Annotated in this window: 27 protein-coding genes; 14 read left to right on the top strand and 13 right to left on the bottom strand. The window is 37.6% G+C overall.

Translation table 11 applies throughout. The features are described 5' to 3' along the window. Positions 1–108: 108 nt before the first annotated feature. Positions 109–1,812 carry an FAD/NAD(P)-binding protein gene (locus tag DD829_RS07520; RefSeq protein WP_108410645.1) on the bottom strand — a complete coding sequence of 568 codons (1,704 nt, stop codon included), beginning with the start codon at positions 1,810–1,812 and terminating at the stop codon, positions 109–111. A 70-nt stretch (positions 1,813–1,882) separates the two neighbouring features. Beyond that, positions 1,883–2,332 carry a PA2169 family four-helix-bundle protein gene (locus tag DD829_RS07515; protein ID WP_108410644.1) on the bottom strand — a complete coding sequence of 150 codons (450 nt, stop codon included), beginning with the start codon at positions 2,330–2,332 and terminating at the stop codon, positions 1,883–1,885. A gap of 126 nt (positions 2,333–2,458) precedes the next feature. Between DD829_RS07515 and DD829_RS07510 the strand changes: the two genes are divergently transcribed. The 10 genes from DD829_RS07510 (at position 2,459) to DD829_RS07470 (ending at position 10,805) form a co-directional block, all read left to right on the top strand. Next, positions 2,459–3,214 carry a LytR/AlgR family response regulator transcription factor gene (locus DD829_RS07510; RefSeq protein WP_108410643.1) on the top strand — a complete coding sequence of 252 codons (756 nt, stop codon included), beginning with the start codon at positions 2,459–2,461 and terminating at the stop codon, positions 3,212–3,214. 192 nt (positions 3,215–3,406) lie between these two features. Next, entirely contained in the window at positions 3,407–4,123 is a 717-nt protein-coding gene (locus tag DD829_RS07505; protein ID WP_108410642.1) for a hypothetical protein, read from the top strand. A gap of 63 nt (positions 4,124–4,186) precedes the next feature. After that, positions 4,187–4,318, top strand: a complete 132-nt coding sequence (locus tag DD829_RS24300) for a hypothetical protein (RefSeq protein ID WP_262497943.1) — start codon at positions 4,187–4,189, stop codon at positions 4,316–4,318. An 81-nt stretch (positions 4,319–4,399) separates the two neighbouring features. Beyond that, the gene (locus DD829_RS07500) at positions 4,400–4,678 is read left to right on the top strand and encodes a hypothetical protein (protein ID WP_123906828.1); all 279 of its coding nucleotides are present in this window, start codon (positions 4,400–4,402) and stop codon (positions 4,676–4,678) included. A 4-nt stretch (positions 4,679–4,682) separates the two neighbouring features. Then, the gene (locus tag DD829_RS07495; RefSeq protein WP_108410640.1) at positions 4,683–4,949 is read left to right on the top strand and encodes a hypothetical protein; all 267 of its coding nucleotides are present in this window, start codon (positions 4,683–4,685) and stop codon (positions 4,947–4,949) included. Positions 4,950–5,280: 331 nt separating this feature from the next. Next, positions 5,281–5,589 carry a hypothetical protein gene (locus DD829_RS07490; RefSeq protein WP_108410639.1) on the top strand — a complete coding sequence of 103 codons (309 nt, stop codon included), beginning with the start codon at positions 5,281–5,283 and terminating at the stop codon, positions 5,587–5,589. A gap of 471 nt (positions 5,590–6,060) precedes the next feature. Continuing rightward, positions 6,061–7,005, top strand: a complete 945-nt coding sequence (fdhD, locus tag DD829_RS07485) for a formate dehydrogenase accessory sulfurtransferase FdhD (RefSeq protein WP_228408144.1) — start codon at positions 6,061–6,063, stop codon at positions 7,003–7,005. Further along, the gene (locus DD829_RS07480) at positions 7,002–7,352 is read left to right on the top strand and encodes a DUF7009 family protein (RefSeq protein WP_108408865.1); all 351 of its coding nucleotides are present in this window, start codon (positions 7,002–7,004) and stop codon (positions 7,350–7,352) included. Before fdhD ends, DD829_RS07480 begins: the two co-directional genes overlap by 4 nt. Before the next feature lie 30 nt (positions 7,353–7,382). Next, on the top strand, positions 7,383–9,779 hold the full coding sequence (locus DD829_RS07475; RefSeq protein WP_108408864.1) for an FdhF/YdeP family oxidoreductase: 2,397 nt from the start codon (positions 7,383–7,385) through the stop codon (positions 9,777–9,779). A gap of 111 nt (positions 9,780–9,890) precedes the next feature. Further along, positions 9,891–10,805 (top strand): bestrophin family protein, encoded by a 915-nt coding sequence (locus DD829_RS07470; RefSeq protein ID WP_076395870.1) that lies wholly within the window; start codon positions 9,891–9,893, stop codon positions 10,803–10,805. A 90-nt stretch (positions 10,806–10,895) separates the two neighbouring features. Here the strand turns inward: DD829_RS07470 and DD829_RS07465 are convergent, their stop codons facing one another. Further along, on the bottom strand, positions 10,896–11,531 hold the full coding sequence (locus DD829_RS07465) for an NTP transferase domain-containing protein (protein WP_228408143.1): 636 nt from the start codon (positions 11,529–11,531) through the stop codon (positions 10,896–10,898). A gap of 107 nt (positions 11,532–11,638) precedes the next feature. On the opposite strand from DD829_RS07465, the gene DD829_RS07460 reads away from it, so the two are divergent. Then, on the top strand, positions 11,639–12,781 hold the full coding sequence (locus tag DD829_RS07460; protein ID WP_108408862.1) for a cysteine desulfurase family protein: 1,143 nt from the start codon (positions 11,639–11,641) through the stop codon (positions 12,779–12,781). 482 nt (positions 12,782–13,263) lie between these two features. Here DD829_RS07460 and moaCB read toward each other — a convergent pair whose 3' ends face one another. From moaCB to DD829_RS07410, 10 genes are read right to left on the bottom strand one after another with little or no spacing between them, the layout of a single operon-like run. Next, the gene (gene moaCB / locus DD829_RS07455) at positions 13,264–14,172 is read right to left on the bottom strand and encodes a bifunctional molybdenum cofactor biosynthesis protein MoaC/MoaB (RefSeq protein ID WP_108408861.1); all 909 of its coding nucleotides are present in this window, start codon (positions 14,170–14,172) and stop codon (positions 13,264–13,266) included. 3 nt (positions 14,173–14,175) lie between these two features. Further along, entirely contained in the window at positions 14,176–14,613 is a 438-nt protein-coding gene (locus DD829_RS07450) for a molybdenum cofactor biosynthesis protein MoaE (RefSeq protein WP_108408860.1), read from the bottom strand. Beyond that, the gene (gene moeB, locus DD829_RS07445) at positions 14,606–15,715 is read right to left on the bottom strand and encodes a HesA/MoeB/ThiF family protein (RefSeq protein ID WP_228408142.1); all 1,110 of its coding nucleotides are present in this window, start codon (positions 15,713–15,715) and stop codon (positions 14,606–14,608) included. Before moeB ends, DD829_RS07450 begins: the two co-directional genes overlap by 8 nt. Before the next feature lie 3 nt (positions 15,716–15,718). Beyond that, entirely contained in the window at positions 15,719–15,949 is a 231-nt protein-coding gene (locus DD829_RS07440; RefSeq protein WP_029293851.1) for a MoaD/ThiS family protein, read from the bottom strand. After that, positions 15,946–16,437 carry a molybdopterin-binding protein gene (locus DD829_RS07435; RefSeq protein ID WP_228408141.1) on the bottom strand — a complete coding sequence of 164 codons (492 nt, stop codon included), beginning with the start codon at positions 16,435–16,437 and terminating at the stop codon, positions 15,946–15,948. The genes DD829_RS07440 and DD829_RS07435 overlap by 4 nt, the downstream gene beginning before the upstream one ends. 10 nt (positions 16,438–16,447) lie before the next feature. Beyond that, complete coding sequence (locus DD829_RS07430; RefSeq protein WP_108408858.1) at positions 16,448–17,182, bottom strand: sulfite exporter TauE/SafE family protein; 735 nt, start codon at positions 17,180–17,182, stop codon at positions 16,448–16,450. A 9-nt stretch (positions 17,183–17,191) separates the two neighbouring features. Further along, positions 17,192–18,367, bottom strand: a complete 1,176-nt coding sequence (gene glp, locus DD829_RS07425; protein ID WP_108408857.1) for a gephyrin-like molybdotransferase Glp — start codon at positions 18,365–18,367, stop codon at positions 17,192–17,194. Next, positions 18,364–18,963 carry an NTP transferase domain-containing protein gene (locus DD829_RS07420; RefSeq protein ID WP_108408856.1) on the bottom strand — a complete coding sequence of 200 codons (600 nt, stop codon included), beginning with the start codon at positions 18,961–18,963 and terminating at the stop codon, positions 18,364–18,366. The genes glp and DD829_RS07420 overlap by 4 nt, the downstream gene beginning before the upstream one ends. Next, positions 18,960–19,940 (bottom strand): GTP 3',8-cyclase MoaA, encoded by a 981-nt coding sequence (gene moaA, locus DD829_RS07415; RefSeq protein WP_108408855.1) that lies wholly within the window; start codon positions 19,938–19,940, stop codon positions 18,960–18,962. The genes DD829_RS07420 and moaA overlap by 4 nt, the downstream gene beginning before the upstream one ends. 7 nt (positions 19,941–19,947) lie before the next feature. After that, positions 19,948–21,066: an XdhC family protein gene (locus DD829_RS07410; RefSeq protein ID WP_108408854.1), complete on the bottom strand. Its 1,119-nt coding sequence runs from the start codon at positions 21,064–21,066 to the stop codon at positions 19,948–19,950. A 247-nt stretch (positions 21,067–21,313) separates the two neighbouring features. On the opposite strand from DD829_RS07410, the gene DD829_RS07405 reads away from it, so the two are divergent. The 3 genes from DD829_RS07405 to DD829_RS07395 are packed head-to-tail and all read left to right on the top strand — an operon-like array spanning position 21,314 to position 25,138. Next, positions 21,314–21,907, top strand: coding sequence for a (2Fe-2S)-binding protein (locus DD829_RS07405; RefSeq protein ID WP_108410492.1), 594 nt, complete (start codon positions 21,314–21,316; stop codon positions 21,905–21,907). Continuing rightward, complete coding sequence (locus DD829_RS07400; RefSeq protein WP_108410493.1) at positions 21,904–22,881, top strand: FAD binding domain-containing protein; 978 nt, start codon at positions 21,904–21,906, stop codon at positions 22,879–22,881. Before DD829_RS07405 ends, DD829_RS07400 begins: the two co-directional genes overlap by 4 nt. A 28-nt stretch (positions 22,882–22,909) precedes the next feature. After that, on the top strand, positions 22,910–25,138 hold the full coding sequence (locus DD829_RS07395; RefSeq protein WP_108410494.1) for a xanthine dehydrogenase family protein molybdopterin-binding subunit: 2,229 nt from the start codon (positions 22,910–22,912) through the stop codon (positions 25,136–25,138). Positions 25,139–25,327: the final 189 nt, after the last annotated feature.

The raw sequence follows: 25,327 nt of genomic DNA, 5'->3' as shown, positions 1-25,327 counted from the left end.
TAAACAGAACCAAAAAACAATTCTAAATTGTTTATCCATCTTTGAGAATTCAAAAAATGCATTCGCCCAATTTATGAAATTCTGACGAATGCGGAATTTGAAGCTCATTTATAATAGAGATTGTACAATTCTTTTTCCTGCGGTATCACAAAAATCAAGTCCGGAATAGTCCGGATTTAATCCTGCAATATACGGAACTGCCATAATGTAAAGATCTTCTGTAACTTTTCCGTAATAATCCAGAGCCTGAAAATGATCGTTAATATTCAGTCCGTCTACCCGAAGATAATAATGATCAGGCTCCGTTTTCATAATATGGCTGCTGTCCTTTTCAAATTCACTTTTACCTTTTTCCGGATCTCTGAATTTGATGTAGCCAGAACTGATGAATCTTCCGTTTTTCAGACCTTCAAAAGGAATGCTGTTAAATTGAACCGGCTGCTGACCAATGGCATCGATATAAAGTCTGTAATGATCGGATTTTTTATTTCCATCTTCATCCGTATAATGATAAATGATTCCTTCTTCCTCATGAGATTCAATATGGCTTTCATCATCCACGCTTATTAAATTCAGTACTCCTGCATCATAAAGCGCAATAAGCTCTTTGTAGGAAGATTGTGGAAGAGAAGCAATAATCACGGATATAAGCGGAAGCAGGGTTTTTCTGAGTCTCATCATATCTTCTGCTGAAAAATGTTTGGCAGGATAATTAATCGCATAGCTGAAAGCAGACAGCGTTTCTTTCCATGCAATAGTCTGATGTCTTTCTATTGATTTTTCTGCTTCAGCATATTCGGCTTTAAAAAGCTGGAAACTATCCAGTTTTTCTCTCAATTCAAGCATTTTTTCAACAAATTCTTCAATCGTGAGGTCTTTTATTTCCTGATAAAATTTTTCATTCTTCTTTCTCAGCGGTTGTTTGAAATTCAGGTCGAACACATAATCCAGATCCACAAAGCCGTTATGTTCCTGTTTGTATTTTTGGATTTCATCATGAGACATGATCCAGCCTTCAGAATAGGGACTTCCTTCGGAATGAAACCTTAAAGCAGGAAGAAATCCCCTTTTCGAAAATAAGGTAATGGAAAAATTTTTGCTTTCTTCATTAATCTTAAATTTCAGATCGTCATTCTCTTTGATGTATGTTCCGTTTAATCTCGCCAGAGTTTTCACTGCATCTACTGCGGTAAGTGAGGTTCCGCGGATCGCAACCGGATGATCGGAAGCACGTTCAAACTTTGAAGGAGGATAAGGAGAATCGTACCATCCTTTGCTGCGGGTTTCGTTTTCAGAAGACCACTGATGTCCCGTGCAGATAATTACTTTAGACACATTGTGAGCATCACCGGATTCTGTAATTACCGTAAAAAAATCATCATTTTTCCTGTCAATATCTACAACTTTTGTGTTTTTAAAAACTTTGACTTTAATATTATGCTGACCGGCAGTTTTCAGTAAAATATTGAACTGATCTTCCAGATAGTTTCCTAAAAGAAGTCTGGGAATTACTTTGTATTCATTGATGTTTCCGTGGTTTGGGCTCACAAAGTCCGGATAATCTTTCAGATCTTTTTTTGTCACAAAATCGATGAAGGACTGTGGTAATTCCGGAAGTTCATTGGCGGAAACATTGGCAACGTGTTCAAAATTTGCTCCATAATGGCTGTAAGGCATTCCGGATCCTAAAGCTTCGCTTTTTTCGAAAATATAGAGTTCTTTTGGGTAAACTTTTTCTGCAATAAGATGTTTTACAACAAATAAAGCAGCCGGTCCGCCTCCGATAAGGGCAATACTGTCGATATTCTTCATGGATAATTGGTTTATATAATCGCAAAAAGAGAGTTGAAAAACTCTCTTTATGGGTGATGAAATTTATTTGTTAATTTCTTGCTTCAAGATTTTCAAATTTTGAGTAAGAAGATTTCAGATGATGAAGCTGATCCGAAACGAGTCTTGAACATTCTGGAGAAAGATCTCCGCTGTCCAGAGCATCCTGATAGGCATCAATCGCTGCTTTTTCTCCGAAAACAACATTTTTCAGCGTAGACTCGTCTTTATCTGCTGAAAAAGCATTTTTTACATCAATCCATGCTCTGTGAAAAGCTCCTGCGGTACTGGTTGTATTATCTGCATCACCGCCATGCTCGTTAATGTGTGTTATCAGATCATTTTTCATAGTCTGAGACTGCGAAACCATCTGGTCATAATCACTTCTCAACGCCGGATGAGTGTCCCATACTTTGTCTTCCACTTTTGAAAATCCTTCAATCCTGTCATTGGTAATGTTCAGTAAATCGTTTAGTACGGCTACATTTTTTTCGTTGTTCATATTAAATTTTTTATTTGGTGTCCTTCATACTTTACAATAAATATGCCTTTTTAAAGCATTTCCGGATTATTTACGTTTTTATTGTGAGAAATTGGAAATATTCTATATTTGTGAAAATTAATAATCATGCTAAAAGTCATCGTCATTGATGATAATCTTGAAGTCAGGAAAAAACACTGTACTCTGATAAAAAATAACTGCCCAAATCTTACTTTAGTAGGAGAGGCGCATTCTGTAGAATCCGGTATAAAAGTGATAGAGCAGTTTTCTCCCGATATCGTTTTTCTGGATACCCAGTTTTCTGACGGAAGCAGTTTTGATCTGCTCGAAAAATTAAGTCCGAATACATTCAAACTCATATTTATAACAGACTGTGAGAATTCTGCCGTAAAAGCATTCCGTTTTTCAGCAGTTGATTATCTCTTGAAGCCATTGAAAACAGAGGATTTGATAGAAGCAGTAAAAAAAGCCGAAGAATCAGTAAGGAAAGAACTTTTCGATATCAAATTCAGTTATTTGTTTTCTAATCCTGAACGTCCTAAAAATATTCAGAAACTTAGATTGAAGACAACGGATAAAATTTACTTGGTTAATATTCAGGATATTGTCAATTGTCAGTCCGAGAAGAATTATACCACGTTTCATTTTATCAACGCACCGAAATTAGTTGTTTCTACCAATTTAAAAGAATATGAAAATATTTTAACTCCTTTTAATTTCTTCAGAACCCATCAGTCCCATCTTATTAATATGTCTTATTTTGATCATTATGTAAAATCGGATGGCGGTAATACGGTAATGATGAAAAATAACGCAGCCATACCAATTTCGGTGAGAAAGAAAGAGGAATTTCTGGCATTGCTGGATCATCTTCATGTGTAAAACTGAGTACAGATTTGCTCGTAAACCTTACGAATTTACCAGTAATCCTTACAAATGTTCATTTGTCGGAATTGCTATTTTGCTTTCGTTTATTATTGCATTTTGAATTTTTATAAAAAATAAAATATTCAAAAAAAGAAGAAAAATTTTATAATTTAACTAAACAAACCATGAAAAAAAAGATCATTTTTTTTGATTCCGATTCTTTCGGCTGCATTACTTTTAAATTCCTGCGGACAGGAACCTGTAAAAATAGAAATAGGCAAAGAATTTAAAATAGAAAACAATCCCATTACCATTCTGAAGTTTGAAGAGATGAAAGTTTTGCGCTCTGAGAAGGAGAAAATGATTAAAATTGCCCCAAAAGGAAAAAAATATATTTATCTGGAGGTTAAAAATCCGAAGGATGAAATGATTTTCCTGAAAGTATTCAGCAAAGATAAAGAGATTAAAGCAGCCAATGATCTTATGTATTTCGGTCATGATATAGATACAGGATTTGAAGATGCCTATTTTCTTGTAGATGAAAATACAGTAATTGATAAAATCGTAATCAATACGCCTGCTGATACAGAATATACTGTGATAAACCCGGCTGTAACTAAAGATAAATCTTCTATTCCTGACGCAGTATACGGAATTATAGATGCTTATACCACAGAAGAACCCATTGGTCTTCTGGAAGGTTTTGCGCCTTATGTTGAAGAAGGGAAAAATGTTCATTCCATTGCAACACAGGATGGATATATTATGGCAAGTAATATCATGAGCAACAGAGCAGAACTTTCTTATTTTACAGAGGACGGAAAAACGTATGTCTTCCATATTCAAAATATTTTGGGAAGCAGCGGAACAGCGACAACACATTGGCAAAACGGCAAAATTACCAGTATAGAAGTAGTTGAATAATTAAAAAAAATCGAATAACATATTTAATTTAAACAGTTTATGAGAGTATTGACTTTAATATTTATGGTTCTTGCATTTTTGGTAGGCGGTACTTGTTCCGGCTTACTATTCAAAAATATTGAGAGCAGAATGGGAGGCGATGACTACAGTGTTGTAGATAAAGCCCATCAACAGATTGATGATCTGAAAAAATAGGGAATCGATATTACAAAAATAGATGATCCTCAGGTAAAAGAAAGCCTTGAGATTCTGGAAAAAGTACCCCCGAAATGGAAGGTGGATACAGCCGGAATTCTGGGTATTGCAGTAACCGTTTTGGCATTTGTCATGATTGTTATTGCCTTTATGAAAAAAAATGCTGTAAGAGCTGTCAGTTTACTGGTGATTGTTTTATCGCTTGCGCTGTGGATCATTGCTCCGGATATAGAGGCTGGAAAATATTCAGGAATCAATCCGAAAACAATGGCTTTGATCGGGTTTTTAGGTTTGGCAGTTTCAGCAGCTTTTGCATTCATGAGTTTCCAGTTGTATCTCAAAAAACTTTCAAAAAACTAGAACAATGGATACATTAGGAATTATAGGAACTATTTTGATGTTCATAGGATTCGCAAGTGCTGCGTGGGCTGCAATTCTTTACGTGTTTTCTCTCAGTGCGGTGGCGGGAACCAAATTGTCAAAAAAAGTAGGAACAGCCAATGAAAGAACAGACGAATATCTTGAACAGGGAAAATCCATGTCCAAAACAATATTTAAAAAACTAATCTTGAGATTGGCGATCGGTTGTGCAGGCTGGCTGATGTCGTACCTCGCCACAGGACATGCATAAATTTCTTACAATTGCGTATAAAATAAACCTTGCGTATGCGAGGTTTTATTTTTTCGTTTAAAAAGAAATTTTAGTATTTTCATGAGAGATTTGTTTAAACTTTTTATTTAACTTGAAAAGTCAAAAAGATAGATTGAAATCTTATTTTAAAGTAATAATGACAGATAAAAAAGATAACAAAAGTCTTAAAGATCCTCGATTTTTGATCTTTTGAGCACTTTGATTATTGATGCATAAAGTTATTAGCGACTTTAAGTTAATTTAAAAATTAGTTTAAACATATTTTAGTTAAGTTTTTAATGAATTTAAACACAAACTTTAAAAAATAAATATGGAAAAGGCAGAAAAAATCTCCGCTGAACAGATAAATGAAGTAAAAGAAACCCTTGCAAATACCGCGGTAGGCGAACTGGAGCAGGGAGAAGATTTTGAAAAATTAGATTACACGACTGTAGAATTCGGATACATTTATCTGAGAGACGGAAAGTATGAATCGCTCTTTAAAATCATAACTGATAAAAAGACCGTATTTTTTGCTGCACAGAAAGGAAGTCTGATGCGTTTGCAGGATTCATTCACAGAAGGACATTTTCAGGCTACAACAGAACAGATGTTGGCTTTCCATGGAGACTGGAAATAAAAATATCCGCGAAAACAATTCAGAAAATAAAGACAATGACAGCATTCATAGAGATGTTGTCATTTTTATTTTACAGTCGTTAAGTACTTTTAAAGTAAAAGCTGTTTAAATTAATTCTTGCGATAAATGCTGATCAGTGATATCAATTTGAGCTCAGAAGAATAAAATTCTCGTATCAATTACTTAATGAACAGTGAATATTTTAATCGAAAGTTAGTAGGTAAACAACCAAAATGTTACATCAAAAATCTATATTTGGAATAGTAAAAGAGTAGTTGTAACCTTTATTTTGCTGAATTCAGAATATTATGTTGAGGTTTGAAGTATTATATTTCAAAAACCTTAAATTAGAATCTGTAAATTATCTTAAGCTTAAAATAAATCTAAATTCATAATAAATAACTGAAATGAGTTTACATCATTTCTTATCAGTCTGAGAAAAATATTGCTTTCGAATTTCTTTAAAAGCAATTGAATTTTCGTCTACCGCTTATTTCAGGAATAAAATTTGTACCTTTATTTACCAATTACCATTATATTATGAAAGCCCATCTGTTATCAGATAAATCGGTAAAGCAGATAGAAATCGTTAAAGTTAAGGACAACATCAGTTTTCATTATACGGATGATGTCTCTGTAGAAGAACCGTTAGAAATAAGAGTTTCCTATTATTCAGCAGATAAAAAAGAATCTAAAAATATATCTGTTACCATGAGAACCCCCGGAAATGATGAAGAACTGGCGGTTGGGTTTTTATTTGCAGAAGGTATCATAACCAATAATAATCAGGTTAAAGCCATTTATTCTCCAAAGGAAGAATGTTCCAGAAACAGCGGAAATATTGTTATTGTAGAACTAAATGAAGGTTTTGTTCCCGAACTTATGAAAGCCGACAGAAATTTCTATACAACTTCCAGTTGTGGGGTCTGTGGAAAAGGATCCATAGAATCTATAAAAACAATTAGCATTTTTAAAGATCAAAAAAGACAAAACACAGAAGTCTCTCTGGGTACGATCTATCAATTATCCGAAAAATTACAGTCGTTTCAGAATAATTTCAGTGCTACAGGCGGAATACATGCTTCCGGTATATTTGATCCGGAAGGCAATCTTCTGGCTTTGCGCGAAGATGTAGGAAGACACAACGCTCTGGATAAACTGATAGGTTATGCATTATCTGCAGATTTGCTTCCTATGGACAATAAAATTTTGGTTCTGAGCGGAAGAGCCAGCTTTGAGCTTATTCAGAAAGCAGCAATGGCAGGAATTGCAACTGTTGCCGCAATAGGAGCGCCTTCAAGTCTGGCAATAGACCTTGCCAAAGAATTTGATATTACTTTATTAGGCTTTTTGCGGAACAACAGGTTTAATATCTACCATTCCGCAAGCCATTTTAAAATTGAAAATCTATTATGAAAATAAGAATAAAAGACAACTCCGTAAGATTCCGCCTCACTCAGTCTGAAGTAGCAGAACTCGGAAAAAACGGAAAAATTTCAAGTACCACACAATTTATAGACCGTCCTTTTATCTATTCTATTGAAAAAACAGAAGACGCAGAACTCTCATCGGCTTTCATCGATAACACCATGGTTTTAAAAATGCCTGAAACCATGATCGCTGAATGGATTTCCACCGACAGAGTAGGATTTGACGGACAATCCGGGCCGGTGAAAATTTTAGTAGAAAAAGATTTTGTCTGCATCGATAATACGTTGGAAGATCAAAGCGATAATTATCCTAATCCGAATTTAAAATGCTAATTTTTTTCATTTTTTAAAAATGTAGAAGTCATGGGAAATAAAGAGGTATTCAATAAAAAAGAAGAAAAAAGCGGACAGCCTTCGGCGGAATCTCCTTATAAATTAATGAATCTTAAACTTAAACCGCCAAAAGATTGGGCAGCAGGAGTTCCTGCAGTGGTTCATTCACTGGAACAGCTGGTTCTCAATGCCTCAGTCCTTCGTGGCGGAAGAGCACTTTTCAGCATGAACCAGTTTGACGGATTTGACTGTCCCAGTTGCGCATGGCCCGATCCGGATGACGAACGTTCCAAACTGGGGGAATACTGCGAAAACGGAGCAAAAGCTCTGGCTGAAGAAGCGACCTCAAAAAAAATAGGAGCAGAATTTTTTAAAGAGAATTCGGTATACGATTTAGCCAAAATGACGGATTTTGAAATCAGCCAGTTAGGAAGAATTGCAGAACCGATGTATCTTCCGGAAGGAGCAACACATTATCAGCCGATAAGCTGGGATGAAGCTTTTGCAAAAATTTCAGAAAAATTAAATGCTCTGGATTCTCCCGACGAAGCTATATTTTACACCTCCGGAAGAACCAGCAATGAAGCAACCTGGGTATATCAGCTTTTTGCCCGTGAATTCGGCACCAACAACTTCCCCGATTGTTCCAATATGTGCCATGAAACTTCAGGATATGCACTTTCCAGAAGCATTGGTATCGGAAAAGGAACCGTAAAACTGGAAGACTTTTATGATACCGATCTCATCATAATTATCGGACAGAATCCGGGAACCAATTCACCGAGAATGCTTTCTGCCCTTACAAAAGGAAAGAAAAACGGAGCAAAAATCATAGGCATCAATCCGCTTCCGGAAGCAGGTCTGAAAGGATTTAAAGATCCTCAGAACGTTCGTGCCTTACTCAATAAGCCTTTTGAATTGTCAGATCTGTATCTTCCTGTCAAGATCAATGGAGATATGGCGCTCTTAAAAGCCCTTCAGATCCTTGTACTGGAAGAAGAAGCAAAAAATCCAGGAAAAGTATTGGATCAGGATTTTATAGCAAAAAAAACAGCAGGTTTCGAAGCACTGGCTGAAGAATTAAAACGATATGACCTCAATTTTTTATCTGAACAATGCGGAATTGCTGTTGAAAGTCTGAAAGAAGCAGCGCAAATGATCGCTTCAAAAAAACGTATGATTATTTGTTGGGGAATGGGAATTACGCAGCAGCACAACGGTGTTGAAATGATCTACAATATCGTGAACCTTTTACTAATGAAAGGAAGCATCGGAATTCGTGGAGGCGGAGCTTGTCCTGTACGCGGTCACAGCAACGTACAGGGAAACAGAACATTGCTTATCAACCATCATCCCACCAAACAACAGCTGGACAGACTTGAGGAATATTATGGTTTTAAAGTACCCCGAAAAGGAGGCTATGATGTGGTAAAATCGCTGAAGGCGATGCATGAAGGAAAAGTAAAATTCATGTTCTGTATGGGAGGGAATTTCCTTTCCGCAGCTCCCGATACTAGCTTTACAGCAGAAGCAATGCGCAATCTCGAAATATCGGTAATAGTTTCTGTAAAACTGAACAGAAATCACCTGATTCATGGTAAAGAAGCTCTGATCTTACCGGTGATTTCCAGAAGTGAAAAAGATATTGTAAACGGAGAAATTCAGCATGTAAGTACCGAAAATTCAATGGGCGTGATACAGGCTTCCAAAGGAATTCTGGACCCGATTTCAGAACATCTGATCAATGAGACCCATGTTGCCTGCAGAATGGCAAAAGCGGTTTTGGGAGAACGTTCCGTAGTGGATTGGGATAAATTCATCAACAGTTATGATGCCATTCGTGATGATGTGGAGCAATGCATTCCGGGATTTGAAAATTACAACGAAAGAGTAGTGCAGAAAGCCGGTTTTTATCTTCCGAATTCAGCGAGAGACGGAGTTTTCAACAGTGAATTCTATCCTGGAAAAGCAGCCTTCAATATAACATCCGTACCCGATAATTCGCTTGCCGATGATGAATATCTGATGGGAACCACCAGAACACACGACCAGTTCAATACAGTAGTTTATGGTTTAAATGACCGCTACCGTGGAATTTTCAATGAAAGGAGAGTGGTGATGATGAACGAAAAAGACATTGAAAAAGCTGGTCTGAAAGAAGGAGATCATGTAGATCTTTTCAATTATGATGACGGCAAAGAGAGAATTGCACCGCTTTTTATTGTGGTAAAATATCCTATTCCGCAGAAAAGTACCATGACCTATTTCCCGGAAACCAATGTGTTGGTATCCATCAACAATGTAGTGAATGGAGCCAATATGCCCGCTTCCAAATATGTCCGAATCAAAATCCGAAAACACGAGCCGGATATTTTTAAAAAGATCGATGAGCATATTATTGCGGCATCCGGAACAAGTTTGGAGTAATGCAATCTCTGTTATGAATCATTTTAAGCTTGAAAAACAACTTAAAATATATATCAGCTACGGAAATAGTCATCGGATAAGTTTAAAATCTAAAATATTTATAGTTCAATAATGATTATAAGAAAAAAGGAACACTGGTTCAGAATGCTTTTTGTATGGCATGGCTCCGTTTTGCCCGCTCTGCTTCCCCGTCTGGGATTGCTTTTGGCTTTTTCTTTACTGGTTACCTATTTTCACGGAAATATTTTTTCGTTTAAAGTTCCGCTGAATCCGGCACCGCTTACCCTGTTCGGATTTGTTCTGGCATTATTTCTTGGTTTCAGGAACAATGCAAGCTACGACAGATTCTGGGAAGGAAGAAAACTGTGGGGAAATCTGCTGAATACTTCACGGACACTTACGCGACAGGCAATGACATTGGGCAATAAAAATGATGATGTTTCTCTTCATAATTTCGTTCAGCTTATTAGTGCATTTGCTTTTGCGCTGAAGCATCAACTGAGAGGAACAGATGGCTACGAAGATTTAAAATCCAGACTTAATGATGAACATTTGAAAATCGTTGTAGCATCAAAATATAAACCCGCTGTTATTATACGGCTGCTTGCCGAATGGGTTCAGAAATTGAAAAATGAAGCTGTTCTTGATTCTGTACAGCAGGCACGTTTTGATGAAAATTTTGATAAACTTTCCGATATTCTTGGCGGTTGCGAAAGAATCATTTCAACTCCTATTCCGTACAGCTACAGAGTTCTGCTGCATCGTACAGTGTACATTTATTGTTTTTTGTTACCTTTCGGTCTTGTAGATTCGCTCGGATGGTTCATGCCGCTTATTGTGGTCTTTATAGCATACACATTTGTTGCATTTGAAGCCATTGCCGATGAAATTGAAGAACCGTTTGGAACGGATGCCAATGATTTAGCCTTAAATACAATGTGCCATATGATCGATGAAACGATCCACGAAATCACAGGGAAATCCATTGCTGTGCCTCAAAAAACGTCTCAGAATATTATTGATTAGGACTGTTGTTTATAATAAGTTTGTTTAAACAGGTATAATTCTGAAAAACTTATCTTCAGGGTAAATTTTTAATTTATTTCCGAACCCCTTTTAAATCTGATTTCGTAAGATTTCCTTTGCTTTGATCAGCTCTTCGGGCGTATTTACATTCATTAAAAAATCCGGATTTTCAGCTTTCAGTATTTTTACATCACTGTTAATCAAAGCCTTTCTTAATGAAGAGTTTCCTGTTGAAAGCAACTGAAGAAGCAAAGGATAGCTTTTGGGTTCCCAGATGGCAATTAACGGCTCCGGTAATCCGTCAGAAGGACTTTCATAGGCTGTTGCCACTTTTTCCGGATCTCTGAACTGTAAGAGAAAATCTATTGAACTTTGGTCTACAAGAGGAAGATCACAGGCAATAACCAGCCATGCTTTATCCCTCTGAAAATCGAATGCGGAAAGCAATCCGCCAAAAGGTCCCATATTTAAAAAAGTATCGGGAAGCGCTTTATAATCCGTGTTAAAATTTTCAAGCTGATCCTGTCTGCAGGAAATAAATACTTCATCACAGAATGGAGCTAAAAGATCTGCCGCATGATACCGCTGTTCTTTGCCATGCCAGTTGATTTTGTCTTTAGGATTTCCCATCCGCAGACTTTTTCCTCCGACAAGGACAAGTCCGTTTAATTTTGGAAAATCATTCTTGGAAAGCATACTGCAAATATACTGAATGTTTTTCGGCAAAAAGATTGCTTTAAACCCTACAAATATTCGGCGATACACAAACTTCTGAACTAAATTTAAAACTAACCTGAAAAAGTTCGCTATTTTTATAAATTAATTAAAATGTTATGATGGATAATGATTTTATTTACCTTGATTATAACGCAGCAACTCCGGTTGATAAGAAGGTAGTGGATGCGATGCTGCCTTACTTTAATCAGTTATATGCCAATTCAGGAAGCTCTCACCTTTTTGGACTTACTGTAAAAGAAGCCGTTGAAAATGCAACTGAAGAAGTAGCGGAACTCATCGGTGCAGATACTAAGGAAATTATTTTCACATCCGGAGCGACGGAATCTGTAAATCTTGCGTTAAAAGGATTTAAAACAGATACCGATAAAAACCATATCATAACAGTAGCCACAGAACATAAAGCTGTTTTAGATACCTGTTTTCAACTCGAAAAAGATGGATTTAAAGTTGATTATCTCAATGTAGATCATTTGGGAAATATCAATCTTGCTGAGCTGGAATCATTGATTACCGAAAAAACGCTGATGGTCTGTATCATGTTGGTTAACAATGAAACAGGTGTCATTCACCCCATAAAGGAAATCGCAGAAATCGCGCATCGAAAAGGCTGCTGTGTTTTCTGTGATGCGACACAGGCTATTGGAAAAATACCTGTGAACGTAAAGGAATTGAATATCGATCTGATGGCTTTTTCAGCCCATAAATTTTACGGCCCTAAAGGAATTGGAGCACTTTATATTGCTTCCGCGATTAAAAATAAAGTACAGCCACAAATTCAGGGGGGAGGACAACAGCATAACCTCAGAAGCGGTACTTTAAATGTTCCGGGAATTATCGGATTGGGAAAAGCAGCCGAGATCGCACTTATGGAGATGGAACAGGATGCTCAAAAAATTAAAATGCTAAGAGATCATCTTGAAAATAAGCTGCTGAAAATTCCTCAGACAAGCATCAATGGAGATTATTCCGCAAGAATTTTCAATACCACCAATATCTGTTTTGAAGGTATTTATTCCGAAGATCTTATTCTTTCCTTAGGAAATATCTGCGTTTCAAGCGGTTCTGCCTGCAATGCCGTTACAACCAAACCTTCTCACGTGCTTCAGGCAATGGGAATGAGTGATCATGATGCACTGGCTTCAATACGATTCAGCATAGGAAAATATACCACTCTTTCGGAGATTGAAACCGCTGTGGAAAAAATAGAGAAAACAGTTCTTCTCCTGAGAAATAGATAATTCGCATGAGTTTAAAGAACAATGCAAATATCAATAGAAATGGGCTTTAGCACATTTTAACGATTAAGATGGAAAATTGGCTTTAGCCAAAACTCATACTTGATTTCGGATGGTTAATTTTAATTTGGAATCTTTACATCGAGCCGAAGCCTAATATAATTGATAAAATACAACATTTTGACTATCAATTAATTTTTAATCTTTTTAATATTGAACTTAATTTAGAATTAAATTTCATTTGTAACTTTTACATAAGATTGTTTAAAGTAAAAGAATTTTGCTCCTTTAGGAGCAGAATCTGTGTAGAAATAAGAATACATCCATCAATCAATCCGTAGGATTGATATCTGTAATACGATAAATATCCTAAAGATAGCGTTCCTACGGAACGCCAAACATCTTCCGAATATGGTGTCTACACAGATAAAACTCCATGGAGTTTTTTAACTTTTTAGCTACATAGAAATGAAACTCAACATCCATTAATGTCCGTCTCCCTTTTTTACGGAAAATACATGTAAAACCTGCGGAAATAGTGCCTGAACATATTCTTTTACCGCACCTGAAGATCCCGGAAACGTTAAAATCAGCATATCATCAGAAAATCCGGCGATTCCTCTGGAAAGCATGGACGTTTTTACACGATCCTGTCCATAATTTCTTGCCGTTTCCATAATTCCCGGAATTTCTTTGGTGATGAATGGTAAAACCGCTTCCGGTGTTACATCACGATCCGAAAGACCCGTTCCGCCTGTAAAAACAAGAAGATGACAGCCTTTATTTTTAAAGAATTCTATTTTTTCCTGAATGGCAGAAATATCATCGGGAACTACTGAATAATCAACATTACTGATTCCGTGATTGTTAAGAGATTCTACCAAAAGTTTTCCGGAAGTATCATCTTTAAGTCCCTGAGAAACAGAGTCACTGCAGACAACTACTGCGGCGGTAAGGTTTTCCGTTTCAATATTTTTCTGACTGCTTTTTCCACCCTGCTTTTCCAAAAGCCGGATATTGGAAATCTCTACATTTTTATCAATCGGTTTCAGCATATCGTAAATAACCAAAGCTGCTACAGAAGCTCCGTGCATGGCTTCAACTTCAACGCCAGTCTTATAAATGGTATGAACTTCAACGGTGATGTTAATATCCAAACCATTCATTTCATAATTAATCGAAGCAAATTCCACGGGCAAAGGATGACAATCCGGAATAACATCGCTGGTCTTTTTAATCGCCAGTAAAGCGGAAGCTCTTGCAAATTCAAGAACGTTGCCTTTCGGAACCGTTCCGTTTTGTACGGCTTCTACCGTTGAAATTGCTGAAGTTTTTATCGTTGCCGCTGCAATCGCTTTTCGCAGCGTAAAGGTTTTAAAAGTAATATCTACCATGGTTTATTGGTTTGTTTTCCATTGATGCGTTTCATCCTCAAAAATTTCTCTGCCCCAGATTGGGAGTTCGTTTTTTATACGTTCCACTACTTCGTTACAGGCTGAAGTCGCTTCTTTGCGGTGTTTTGATGAGGTAAACACAAAAAGGCATATTTCTCCTGCATTCACGATTCCCAAACTGTGATGAATATGCATACAGGTAAGTTTATATTTAGCAAAAATCTCTTCCCGTATCGCTACCATCTGTGAGAGGGCTAAATCTTCGTAAGCTGTATATTCTATGGCTTTTACCGTTTTACCTTCAATTTCATCTGCGCGAATCTGTCCCAGAAAAATCTGATGGGCTCCAATTTCCGTTTTTGCGGAATGTTTGGTAATGCTTTCCGCGATGAATAAAGGTGAAACAGGACTGTTCTGAAATATATTTTTAATCTTACTCATGAGTTTCTTTATTTAAATGATTGATTCCGCCTTCCAGATGACTGATGCTGTATTTTGATCCTAAAATTTCCTGTAAAATTTTCGCTCCGGATAGGCTTCTCTTACCGGATTGACAGACAACAATGACATTTCTGTTATTGATCTGGCTTACATTTTCCTTTAGCTGAGATAATGGAATCGAGACATATGGAACATCCAGTTTTGGTTGTTCTTCCGGTTCGCGAACATCAATAACAACCGTATCGGGAAGTTTTACGGCTTCTTTAAATTCTGAAGGAGAAATATTTTTAATTCCGGCAAATTCAATTCCGCAGTGAAGCTGATAGTTCATGTTCTCAAATTCTTCAATACTGTAAGGAATATTTTTATCCGTTAAATTTAACGAAGGAATTTCAAAAACAGCAGTCTGATAACTTAGAATATCGATTGTCATTAATTTATTGATCAGCGGTTCTCCGATTCCTGTCATTAGTTTAATGGCTTCTGTAGCCTGTAAAGTTCCGATAACTCCGGGTAAAACGCCCAAAACTCCTGCCTCGTTACAGTCCGGAACTTCTCCCGGATTTGGAGGTTCAGGAAAAAGATTTCGGTAATGGGTTGTAAAACCTTCTTTATTTCTGACATTAAAAACAGCAATCTGACCTTCGTACTGATAAATTGCCCCGAAAATCAGAGGTTTTTCTAAAATCCGGCATAGATCATCAAGCAAGTAGCGTGTTGCGAAATTGTCGGTACAGTCTATAATGATATCATATTCAGAAACAATATTAACTGCATTTTGGGGAATTATTCGCTTAGAAACAATACTGAACTGTACTTCAGGATTCATTGCATTCAGCCTTTCGAAAGCGGCTTCGGTTTTCAGTTTACCAACATCATCCGAATTGTAAAGAATCTGCCGGTGCAGATTGCTCAGCGAAACACGGTCATCATCTACAATTCCGATATTGCCGACTCCGGCTGCGGTGAGATATTGGAGAACAGGACAGCCCAAACCGCCGGCTCCAATCACCAAAACTTTCGCTGAAGTAAGTTTGTCCTGAGATTCGATGCCGAAACCCTGTAATTTAATCTGTCTGTCGTAGCGTTCTGAATTCAACATAATTTATCCTCCTGAATAAGGCGGCATTAAAGCTGCCACATCGTTATTTTGTAAAGCTGTATTCTCTGAAATAATCTTCTGATTCACTGCAATTCTCAGTTTTAAATCTTTCAACTGGGGAAATTTTTCATTCAGCTTATTGATCAGATCATCGGTATTTTCGGCTTCCGCTTCAAAATCCGGACCTAAAATCTCTTTCAGTCTGCCAAAGCTTATTATTTTTACAGTACTCATTCATTTACTTTTTTTAGCTGAATGGTTTTCAGCATTTTTACATATCGTCTTCCGGTCGCAAAATCAGTAGAAGACAGGGTAGAAATGCCATCCTTTGGTCTGTTTTCGATTTCCGGAATTATTAAAATATTATCACCAACAGTCGTGTTAAAAATTTCGTTCCACGAAAAAACAACTTTATAGCCGTCTTCTGCAATGCAGGTAATGTAGTATTCGCTTAAAACTTTTGGTGATTTTTCTTTAAATGAAATTTTTGAAAGAACATCTTTCAGCAAAACCCCTTTTATATTTTTAAGGGTAGATTTATATTCTTTTAAATGGTTGGTAATCTGTATGCTGTCTAATGTATGTTGTGGATATTTCAAAAGTTCGGCGGATGTTACAATTGTTTTCTGGTTATCCGGAGCGATAATCTCAATGCTTTTTGCAGATTGGGCAAAAGCAACGGAAGCGCAGCAAACTGTAAGAAGTAAAATTAAATTTCTCATTTAATGATCTTTAAATAGTGCTTGATATTAATTTGTAGGAAGCCATTAAAAGTACAACAGCAAGTACATATTTCAGACCGTTTTGGTTCAGTTTTTTTGAAGCTAGATAGGCACCAAGCAATCCTCCTGCAAATGCACAGATGATGTACATCCACATATCGCTGGTAAAAGAAATCTCTTTGGTGAACATTCCTCCTAAACCTGCCACGGAATTAACAAAAATAAAAGCAGCGCTGATTGCTGCGGTCTGTTTCTGGTTGGTCCATTTCAGTAAAATAAGAACCGGAGATAACAAAATTCCTCCGCCAATGCCGATCATTCCCGATAATAAACCTATCACTCCTCCGAAAAGTAAGGATAAATAGATTTGGGGATCTTTCAGCTCGCTGTCATCCGGACTTTTAAAAAAGAAAAAACGGAAAACAGGAAACAGCAGTAAAATACCTAAGATTCTTTTGTACAAAGTGTCTTCAATATGAATCATTCCACCCACGAAAGCCAGAGGAATAGACGCCAAAGCAATAGGAATAAAGATCCTGAGTTTAAAATGTCCTCCCCGATAATATTGTATAAAAGAAGTAAGCGAGACGAAAAGATTAAGTACCAAAGCGGTAGGTTTCATTTCTTTGGGAGCTATTCCGTATAAAGCCATTAACGCCAGATAACCGCTTGCGCCACCGTGTCCGACTGCTGCATATAAAGCTGCAATGATAAATAAAATCAGATAAAAAAATTCTACATTCATTATTTGAACTTACTTTAATACAATAATTTCAACCTCTTCATCTTTTTTACAGCCTTCCGAATCTTCAGGTAAAATCATCAGACAATTGGCTTCTGCAAAAGACTGGAGACGATACGATTCCTGCGCATGAAGCGGCGTTACTTTTCCGTTTTCATAGGTTGCTTTCAGGAAATGGGTAAGACCGGTTTTCTTTCCATACGAAGAAGTTGAAATTGCATTCGTTTTCTCCGTAATCGCCGGACGTTTCATTATTTCTGAAAGTAATGGCGCAATATATAAATAAAAGCAGGTTAATGCCGATGAAGGATTTCCGGGTAACCCGAAAACAAGTTTTTCTCCCTTCGTTCCGAAATAGAAAGGCTTTCCGGGTTTCTGCCGTATTTTATGAAATTTCTGTTCAACGCCGCATTGTTTAGCGGCTTCAATTACGAAATCGTAATCGCCGACACTTACGCCGCCCACCAAAATGACAATATCTGTTTTGGAAATGGCGAGATCCAGCGTTTTTGCAACCTCAGAAGGATCATCTTTTACCCAAAAAATTTTAACGGTAGTAATTCCACATTGTTTTAAAACACTTTCCAACTGATAGGAATTGGATTCGTAAACCTGACCAAAAGCTAAATTTTCTCCCGGTTGTACGAGTTCGTTCCCCGTAAGAATTAACGAAACGGATGGAGGAGCAAAAACGTTGATTTCCGTACATCCGATTCCGGCGAGATATCCGATGGCAGCAGCCGAAAGATAACTTCCTGAACGTATTGCAACAGTGTCTTTTTTCGCATCGCTTCCTGCATTTCGTACGTGCAGCCCTTTTTCGAGGTCGTTATCATGAACCGTGAGATATCCGTTTTCTGTCAAAGCTTTTTCCTGCATAACGATGGTATCTGCACCGATGGGAAGGGGAGCTCCCGTAAAAATACGACAGGCATTCCCTTTTTCGAGATGAAACTGCTCTGTAGATCCCGCCTGCATTTCGCCCGAAATTTTCAGCTTTAGATCTTTATCTTCAAAACGGATCGCGTAGCCATCCATTGAGGACTGTGAAAAATTCGGGATATCATATTTTGAATAAATATCTTCTGCGGTTGTATGTCCGAATGCTTCTTTCAAAGGAAGAATCCGGGTTTTTCTTTCCGGAATATTTTGTTCAATTATTTTTTGTGCTTCTTCTACGCTTATCATGGTTGGGTTTTTAAATGATTATAATCTGACGGAGTATCAATGTCAACAGCACCTTTTTCAAACTCAAAAGATTCCACATCGTTCATATTCTGCTGAATGATCTTTTTGGCGCCCTGTTCACCGGTAAGTTCCGTTAATGGTTTAAAATATTTTTTAGAAAATAAAGCAGGAACGCCCAATGTATAGGCATATTTTGTGACAACAATTTCCTTTCCTGAAGTTTCCTGCAAATGAAGCATTTTTGAAAATAAATCACTCGTAAGATAAGGCTGATCGCATACCGAAATGAAACATCTTTCCATTTCCGGAAACAGAACGGACAGTGTTTTCATTCCTGATTGTATGGAGGAAGCCATTCCTGATTCCCAGTTTTCATTGATAACGATTTGTATATTTTTATTTTTAATGACAGAAGATATTTCATGATGACGGGCTCCGAGAACCAAAACGATTTGATTGGGATCAAATATTTCTAAAGCAGTATCAGTTATTCTTTCTAAAAATGTTTTTCCCTGATACACCAAAAGCTGTTTCGGAGATCCCATTCTGGAAGAATTTCCGGCTGCCAGTAATATAATTCCTGTATTTTTCATCATCCGCCAATATTGATCATACTTCTGTTCTGAATGACGGACGTGTTTATTTTTTCAAATTGTTCATTCAGTTGTCCGCCCTGCGTTTTTGCTTTAGACCAGATCGAAGATTCTATAATCGGTAAAATATCTTCACCATTTCGTAAAGGCGTAAGAAGATCGGTTTCTTTTTTTGAAAACAGGCAGTTCTTTAATTTTCCGTCTGCGGTAAGCCTGATTCTGTTGCAGCCGCTGCAAAACGGTTCGCTCATCGTGCTTATAATGGAAAAACTTCCTTTATGTCCATCAATGCTGTATGGCTTCGCCGTATCATGAAAACCGACAGGAAGCGGATTGAAATCATATTTTTCCCTGATAATATTCAGAATGTCTTTTTGTGTCATGACCTGATTGCTGCTCCATCTGTTTCCGCTGAAAGGCATAAACTCAATAAACCGAACTTCTACAGGATGATCTTTTGTAAAAGCGATAAAATCTGAAATTTCATCATCATTAATATCTTTCATGGCAACAACATTAATCTTGGTTTTGATGTTATGTTGTAGTAAAAGATTAATATTTCTTAGGACGCGGTCAAAATAATCGCGGCGGGTAATTTTCAGGAATTTTTCCTTCTGTAAAGTATCAAGGCTGATGTTAATGCTCTGAAAATCTGACTGAATAATTTCGGGAAGCATATCATCAATTCGAATTCCGTTGGTAGTACACGTCAATTGTACAGGAAGTTTTCCCAGATTTCTGATGATCTTTGAAGCATCTTTTCTCACGAACGGCTCACCTCCAGTAAGTCTGATTTTAGTAACGCCGTGCTCAACGAATATTTTTGCGATGGTATCAATTTCATCCGCCTGCATCAGTTTAGCATGCGGTGTGAAATCATAATTTTCTTCCGGCATACAGTAAAAGCAGCGCAGGTTGCAATTGTCCGTTAAAGATATCCGAAGATAATTATGGGTTCTTCCGAATTGATCTGTTATCATAATTTCCTTATATACTGAGAATATCAGTATGCATTTTTTCTGGTTTATCCCTTAATGAGGAACCTTTTTTTCCGCTTAAGACCGCTTTGATCTCTGCAATTACGGAAATGGCAATTTCTTCCGAAGTCTCTGCACCAATATCTATTCCAACCGGACCAAAAAGTTTATTTAATTCTTTTTCTCCGACCGTAATTCCTGAATTCTTAAGATCATCCATCATTCTGTTGAACCTGGCTTTAGGTCCCAATAATCCTATATATTGTACCGGTTGATGGATAATGAGCTTCAGCAAAGCGAGATCATAATTATAATTGTGCGTCATCATCACGAAAACCGTTGCTCCGTCAATTTCTATGATCTTCATGATTTCTTCGGGCGTTGCGAGCAATACCTCATCCGCAAGAGGAAATCTCTTTTTCAGGGCGTGTGTAGCTCTTCCGTCTGCAATTACTGTTTTCCATCCTAAAATAGAAGCCGTTTCTACCAAAGGTTTAACATCGTTTCCTGCTCCTGCAATAATCAGAGTGGTCTGTGGCGGAACATATTGCAGCAGAATTTCATTTGACGAAATCTGAGTGAGGATATTTTGTTTTTTTTCTAAAACTTCTGAAGAAAAACGATTCAGTTCATTTTCTGAAATACAACCTGAGTCCGATATTATTGTATTTTCCTTTTTTATCAATCCGACAGTTCCGATCTGTTTATTTCTTTTTTCCAGTGAAAATATGGTGATAATAACAGATTCATCTCTTTTTTCCGTTGTTTTCTCTAAAAGGGAAATAGGATTTTGAGGAGAATTTTCATTAATATATTCAAAAAGAATATGTACGATTCCGTTACATCCCAACTGAACGCCAAATTCCAGATCATCCGGATTACTGGTATCATACGTAATGAGCTTATTGTTTTTCTGATGAATGGCAAGCAGCGCTTTTCTCAAAGCATCACCTTCTAAACATCCTCCACTGATGGCGCCTGTAAGCTGTCCGTCTTCTGTAACCAGCATTCTCGCTCCTGCCTGTCTGTATGAAGAACCTTCTACCTTTACCACCGTTGCCAAAGCAGCCTTTAACCCATTTAAATGTGCCTTTTTATATGCTTTTACAATATCATTGATCTCTTTCACCGGAAAACATTTTTATGGATTACTCATTGTTTTTTCAACTTATGTATGATTTTTGTTGAGATAAAATCATTAAAAAGTTATTATATATTCAAATTTACATAAATATTATCTGTTTTTTTCCGGGCTACACTCAAAAACTGTAATATTGGTATATAAAACTGTAATGTGTATCATCAATTTCTTATTTTAATTGATGATATTTGTTAAAACCTATCCGTATACAATTATATTGATTAAAAAATAACTTATGGAATTAAAAGGACAATACAGCAGGAGGAGCTTCCTCAAAGTTTCAGGATTACTGGCTGGTTTTATGGCTATTCCGTCTTCGGTAAAAGCATTTTATCAGGATGTGAAACAGTATCTTGTTCCCAAGAAAAACGTATCCAGACTTACGCTTTCCATCAATAAAAAAAGTCATACCCTTTATGTTGATACGAGAACTACCTTATTGGATCTGTTCAGAGAACAGTTAAATCTTACCGGATCTAAAAAAGGCTGTGACCACGGACAATGTGGCGCCTGTACCATCCATATCAATGGGGAAAGAGCACTGAGTTGCCTTACATTAGCGGCAATGGCTCAGGGAAAAGAGATCACAACTATTGAAGGTCTTGCAAACGGAGATGAGCTTCATCCGATGCAGAAGGCATTTATAGAATGTGACGGCTTCCAGTGCGGATATTGCACGCCGGGACAGATTATGTCTGCTGTTGCCTGCGTTAATGAAGGTCATGCAGGTTCTGTAGAAGAAATTAAAGAATATATGAGCGGTAATCTTTGCCGTTGCGGAGCGTATAACGGTATTGTTCAGTCCATTCAAAAAGTTGCAGCCCAATGAGACCATTTAATTTTGAAAAAATAAAATCTGCTGCTGAAGCTTCCACTATGAAATCAGAAGTCAGTCAGTATATTGCAGGCGGAACGAATCTGGTAGATCTGATGAAGAAAAACATTGCCCAGCCGGAGAAGCTGATTGATGTTACCACGGCATTATCCGATGCGGTAATTCATCAGAATAATAAATTGCAGATTGGTGCAATGGCAAGTAATACCAAAGTTGCAAATAGTAAAGATGTGACGGAAAAATTTCCTCTCATTTCAAAAGCTATTTTGGCGGGTGCTTCACCACAGATCAGAAATATGGCAAGTTCAGCTGGAAATTTATTGCAGCGAACCAGATGTCCTTATTTTTATGATATTACAACACCCTGCAACAAGAGAAAACCCAACAGCGGTTGCAGTGCCATTGATGGTGCCAACCGAATGAGTGCCGTTGCAGGATATAATAATCAGTGTGTTGCGGTTCATCCGTCGGATTTTTGTGTGGCTCTGGCTGCATTGGATGCCACCATTACCGCTCAGACAAAAGATCAGAAAGAAATTAAAATACCATTTAAAGACTTTCATAAACTGCCGGAAAATACTCCTTGGCTAGATAATACATTACCGCAGGATGCGATAATAACCAATATAGAAATTCCTGATAATGCTTTCGGGAAACATTCTGCTTATGTAAAAGTAAGAGACAGGACTTCATACGCTTTTGCATTGGTTTCGGTTGCAGCAGCACTGGATCTGGATGGGAAAACGATAAAAGATGCCCGCTTAGCTTCAGGAGGTGTGGCGCATAAACCCTGGAGATGGTTGGAGGCAGAAAAATTTCTGAACGGAAAAAAAGCTACGGTAGAAATCTTTGAGGAAGCTGCTAAACTGGCGACCAAAGATCTGAAACCCTTGTCTGAGAACGGCTATAAGATACCGATGCTTCAGGGAGCTATTGTAACAGCATTACAAAATTGTGTAAATCAATAAGATCGGGATATATTAAAAAGTAACAATTATGGGATTACTCGAATTACTGAACATCAGATCCAAAAGACCCGAAGGACGTGTTGAAGGAGTGGAAAAAGTTACCGGAAGCGGTAAATACGCTGCCGAATACGAAGTTAAAAATATCTCCTACGCCGTATTGGTAAACAGTACGGTTCCTTCCGGAAAAATACAGTCGATCTCGGTTGATAAAGCCAAAGAAGTGGAAGGCGTTATTGATATCATTACCCATCTTCACAAACCTTCGGTTCCTGGTATGGCAACTGAAGAAAAGATCAAAGAAGCAAAATTTGGCTTGCCGATTTTTCATACGGATAAAATATTTTTCAAAGGACAGCCTGTTGCGATGGTGATTGCAGAAACACTGGAAGACGCAACTTTTGCCGCATCTTTGGTGGAGGCTGAATATCAGAAAGACAGTTTTGCGGTTGATTTTGATTCTGCGAAAGAAACAGTTGCTTTAAAAGCAGAAGGAAAAGAAAGAGGAAATTTTGACAATTGGCAGAATTTACCATTCACGGTAGATCAGCAATATAATATTAATGCAGATGTGCATAATCCCATGGAAATGCATGCCACGATTGCTCATTGGACAGGCAATGATACGTTGAAGCTTTACGATAAAAACCAAGGAGTAAATAATGTTCAGAGAACATTTGCAAGGTTATTTTCTATCCCTGAAAAAAATATACAGGTATTCAGTGAATTTGTAGGAGGCGGTTTCGGCTCCGGACTTAGAATCTGGCCACACGTTTTAGCTTCGGTAATGGGAGCTAAACAGGTTGGACGTCCTGTAAAACTGATGCTTACCAGACCACAGATGTTTGCGGCAACAGGATACAGACCGGCTTCATGGCAGAGAATAAAATTGGCATCAGATCCGTCAGGAAATCTTTCAGGAATTTTACATCAGGCAAAGAACGAAACTTCAGTCTATGAAAATTTTAACGACGGTATTACCCGCGTGACAAGATTAATTTACAAGTTTCCCAATTTAAAAACGGAAGCAGCTAATGTTCCGTTAAATTTAAGCACACCAACGTGGATGCGCGGTCCGGGAGACTGTACCGGAGTTTTCGCTTTGGAATCTGCCATTGATGAACTGTCCTACCAACTTAAAATGGATCCTGTAGCGTTGAGATTGAAGAATATTTCACTGGAAAAACATCCTGATTCAAATTTGCCGTGGTCTACCCATTTTCTGGATGAATGTATAAACAAAGGTGCTAAAATGATCGGATGGAATGCCAGAAAAGCAACTCCGTCTACCGTTATTGAAGGCGACTGGTACATCGGTTACGGAATGGCAGTCGGAATGTGGAATGCCGGAAGAGCAGAAGCCAAAGCAGCAATTATCATGAGCAAAGACGGAAGTCTCATTGTACAGACCGCGATGACAGACATCGGGACGGGAACCGGAACCGGAATGCAGAACATTGCGCATGAAATTACCGGAATTTCAAAAAATAAAATCAATATAGAATTGGGAAATTCTGCGCTTCCTCCTGCGCCAAGTCAGGGTGGAAGTACAGGGCTTTCATCGGTAAGTGGTGCGGTGTACGATGCGAGCAATCAGTTGAAGCAAAAACTGGCGGAATATGCATCATTAGTTAATGGAAGCTTTAAGGGAACTGCTCTGGAAAATATTCTTCTTTCAGATAAAAGCATCAGTTTAAAAAATAATTCAACTGTTTCTGTTTCTTATGAAGAATTGTTTGAAAAGAATAATCTGACTGAAATTCGTCTTGAAGTAGCTTCAAAACCGGGAAGCGAACGTGAGAAATTTGCCTTCTGCTCTTCAGCGGCACATTTTTGCAAAGTCCGCGTTAATAAGCGAACCGGAAAAGTTAAAATTGAAAAACTGGCTGTCGTAGCAGACGGAGGAAAAATAATCAATAGTCAGGCAGCAGCCAATCAGATGTCGGGAGCCGCAGTTGGCGGGATCGGAATGACGCTGATGGAAGAAAACCAGATCGATGCAAAATTAGGAACGTTAATCGGTAATGATCTTGCAGGATATCATTTTGCCGTTAATGCGGATGCTCCGATTATTGAAGTCGACTTTATTCATAAACCCGATCCGAATATTAACCCTTCCGGCGCGAAAGGTCTCGGAGAAGTAGGAATTATTGGTACAGCACCTGCGATAGCCAATGCAATTTATAATGCCATTGGTATACGAATGAGAGATTTGCCGATTACTCCCGATAAAATTTTAATGGCATTGTCACAAAAATAGACTGCTGTTTTCTATTTTAGAATCATATCAATATTCTGTATCTGAACGGTGCAGAATATTTTTTTATCCTTTTATGATCTGTTTTCCTTATTTAGTTGTTCCTTAGAATTGCAATAATGTTTTGATTTTCAATACACTGTAATTAAAGTATGTTCAAAATCATTGTAAAAAATTGCAGAAAATCGTATT

This window comes from Chryseobacterium sp. HMWF035 (assembly GCF_003094695.1).
GTDB lineage: Bacteria > Bacteroidota > Bacteroidia > Flavobacteriales > Weeksellaceae > Chryseobacterium > Chryseobacterium gambrini.
This window is presented reverse-complemented; position numbering and strand designations above follow the sequence as displayed.

Bases quoted from the DNA above. Each gene is read 5' to 3' on its own strand.
- glp (WP_108408857.1), bottom strand. From the start codon at position 18,367: ATGATAAGCGTAGAAGAAGCACAAAAAATAATTGAACAAAATATTCCG.
- DD829_RS07450 (WP_108408860.1), bottom strand. From the start codon at position 14,613: ATGAGTAAGATTAAAAATATATTTCAGAACAGTCCTGTTTCACCTTTA.
- DD829_RS07405 (WP_108410492.1), top strand. From the start codon at position 21,314: ATGGAATTAAAAGGACAATACAGCAGGAGGAGCTTCCTCAAAGTTTCA.
- DD829_RS07470 (WP_076395870.1), top strand. From the start codon at position 9,891: ATGATTATAAGAAAAAAGGAACACTGGTTCAGAATGCTTTTTGTATGG.
- DD829_RS07495 (WP_108410640.1), top strand. From the start codon at position 4,683: ATGGATACATTAGGAATTATAGGAACTATTTTGATGTTCATAGGATTC.
- DD829_RS07490 (WP_108410639.1), top strand. From the start codon at position 5,281: ATGGAAAAGGCAGAAAAAATCTCCGCTGAACAGATAAATGAAGTAAAA.
- moeB (WP_228408142.1), bottom strand. From the start codon at position 15,715: ATGTTGAATTCAGAACGCTACGACAGACAGATTAAATTACAGGGTTTC.
- DD829_RS07440 (WP_029293851.1), bottom strand. From the start codon at position 15,949: ATGAGTACTGTAAAAATAATAAGCTTTGGCAGACTGAAAGAGATTTTA.
- DD829_RS07435 (WP_228408141.1), bottom strand. From the start codon at position 16,437: ATGAGAAATTTAATTTTACTTCTTACAGTTTGCTGCGCTTCCGTTGCT.
- DD829_RS07475 (WP_108408864.1), top strand. From the start codon at position 7,383: ATGGGAAATAAAGAGGTATTCAATAAAAAAGAAGAAAAAAGCGGACAG.
- DD829_RS07395 (WP_108410494.1), top strand. From the start codon at position 22,910: ATGGGATTACTCGAATTACTGAACATCAGATCCAAAAGACCCGAAGGA.
- DD829_RS24300 (WP_262497943.1), top strand. From the start codon at position 4,187: ATGGTTCTTGCATTTTTGGTAGGCGGTACTTGTTCCGGCTTACTATTC.
- DD829_RS07420 (WP_108408856.1), bottom strand. From the start codon at position 18,963: ATGATGAAAAATACAGGAATTATATTACTGGCAGCCGGAAATTCTTCC.
- DD829_RS07460 (WP_108408862.1), top strand. From the start codon at position 11,639: ATGATGGATAATGATTTTATTTACCTTGATTATAACGCAGCAACTCCG.
- moaCB (WP_108408861.1), bottom strand. From the start codon at position 14,172: ATGGTAGATATTACTTTTAAAACCTTTACGCTGCGAAAAGCGATTGCA.
- DD829_RS07520 (WP_108410645.1), bottom strand. From the start codon at position 1,812: ATGAAGAATATCGACAGTATTGCCCTTATCGGAGGCGGACCGGCTGCT.
- moaA (WP_108408855.1), bottom strand. From the start codon at position 19,940: ATGATAACAGATCAATTCGGAAGAACCCATAATTATCTTCGGATATCT.
- DD829_RS07515 (WP_108410644.1), bottom strand. From the start codon at position 2,332: ATGAACAACGAAAAAAATGTAGCCGTACTAAACGATTTACTGAACATT.
- DD829_RS07430 (WP_108408858.1), bottom strand. From the start codon at position 17,182: ATGAATGTAGAATTTTTTTATCTGATTTTATTTATCATTGCAGCTTTA.
- DD829_RS07400 (WP_108410493.1), top strand. From the start codon at position 21,904: ATGAGACCATTTAATTTTGAAAAAATAAAATCTGCTGCTGAAGCTTCC.
- DD829_RS07510 (WP_108410643.1), top strand. From the start codon at position 2,459: ATGCTAAAAGTCATCGTCATTGATGATAATCTTGAAGTCAGGAAAAAA.
- DD829_RS07480 (WP_108408865.1), top strand. From the start codon at position 7,002: ATGAAAATAAGAATAAAAGACAACTCCGTAAGATTCCGCCTCACTCAG.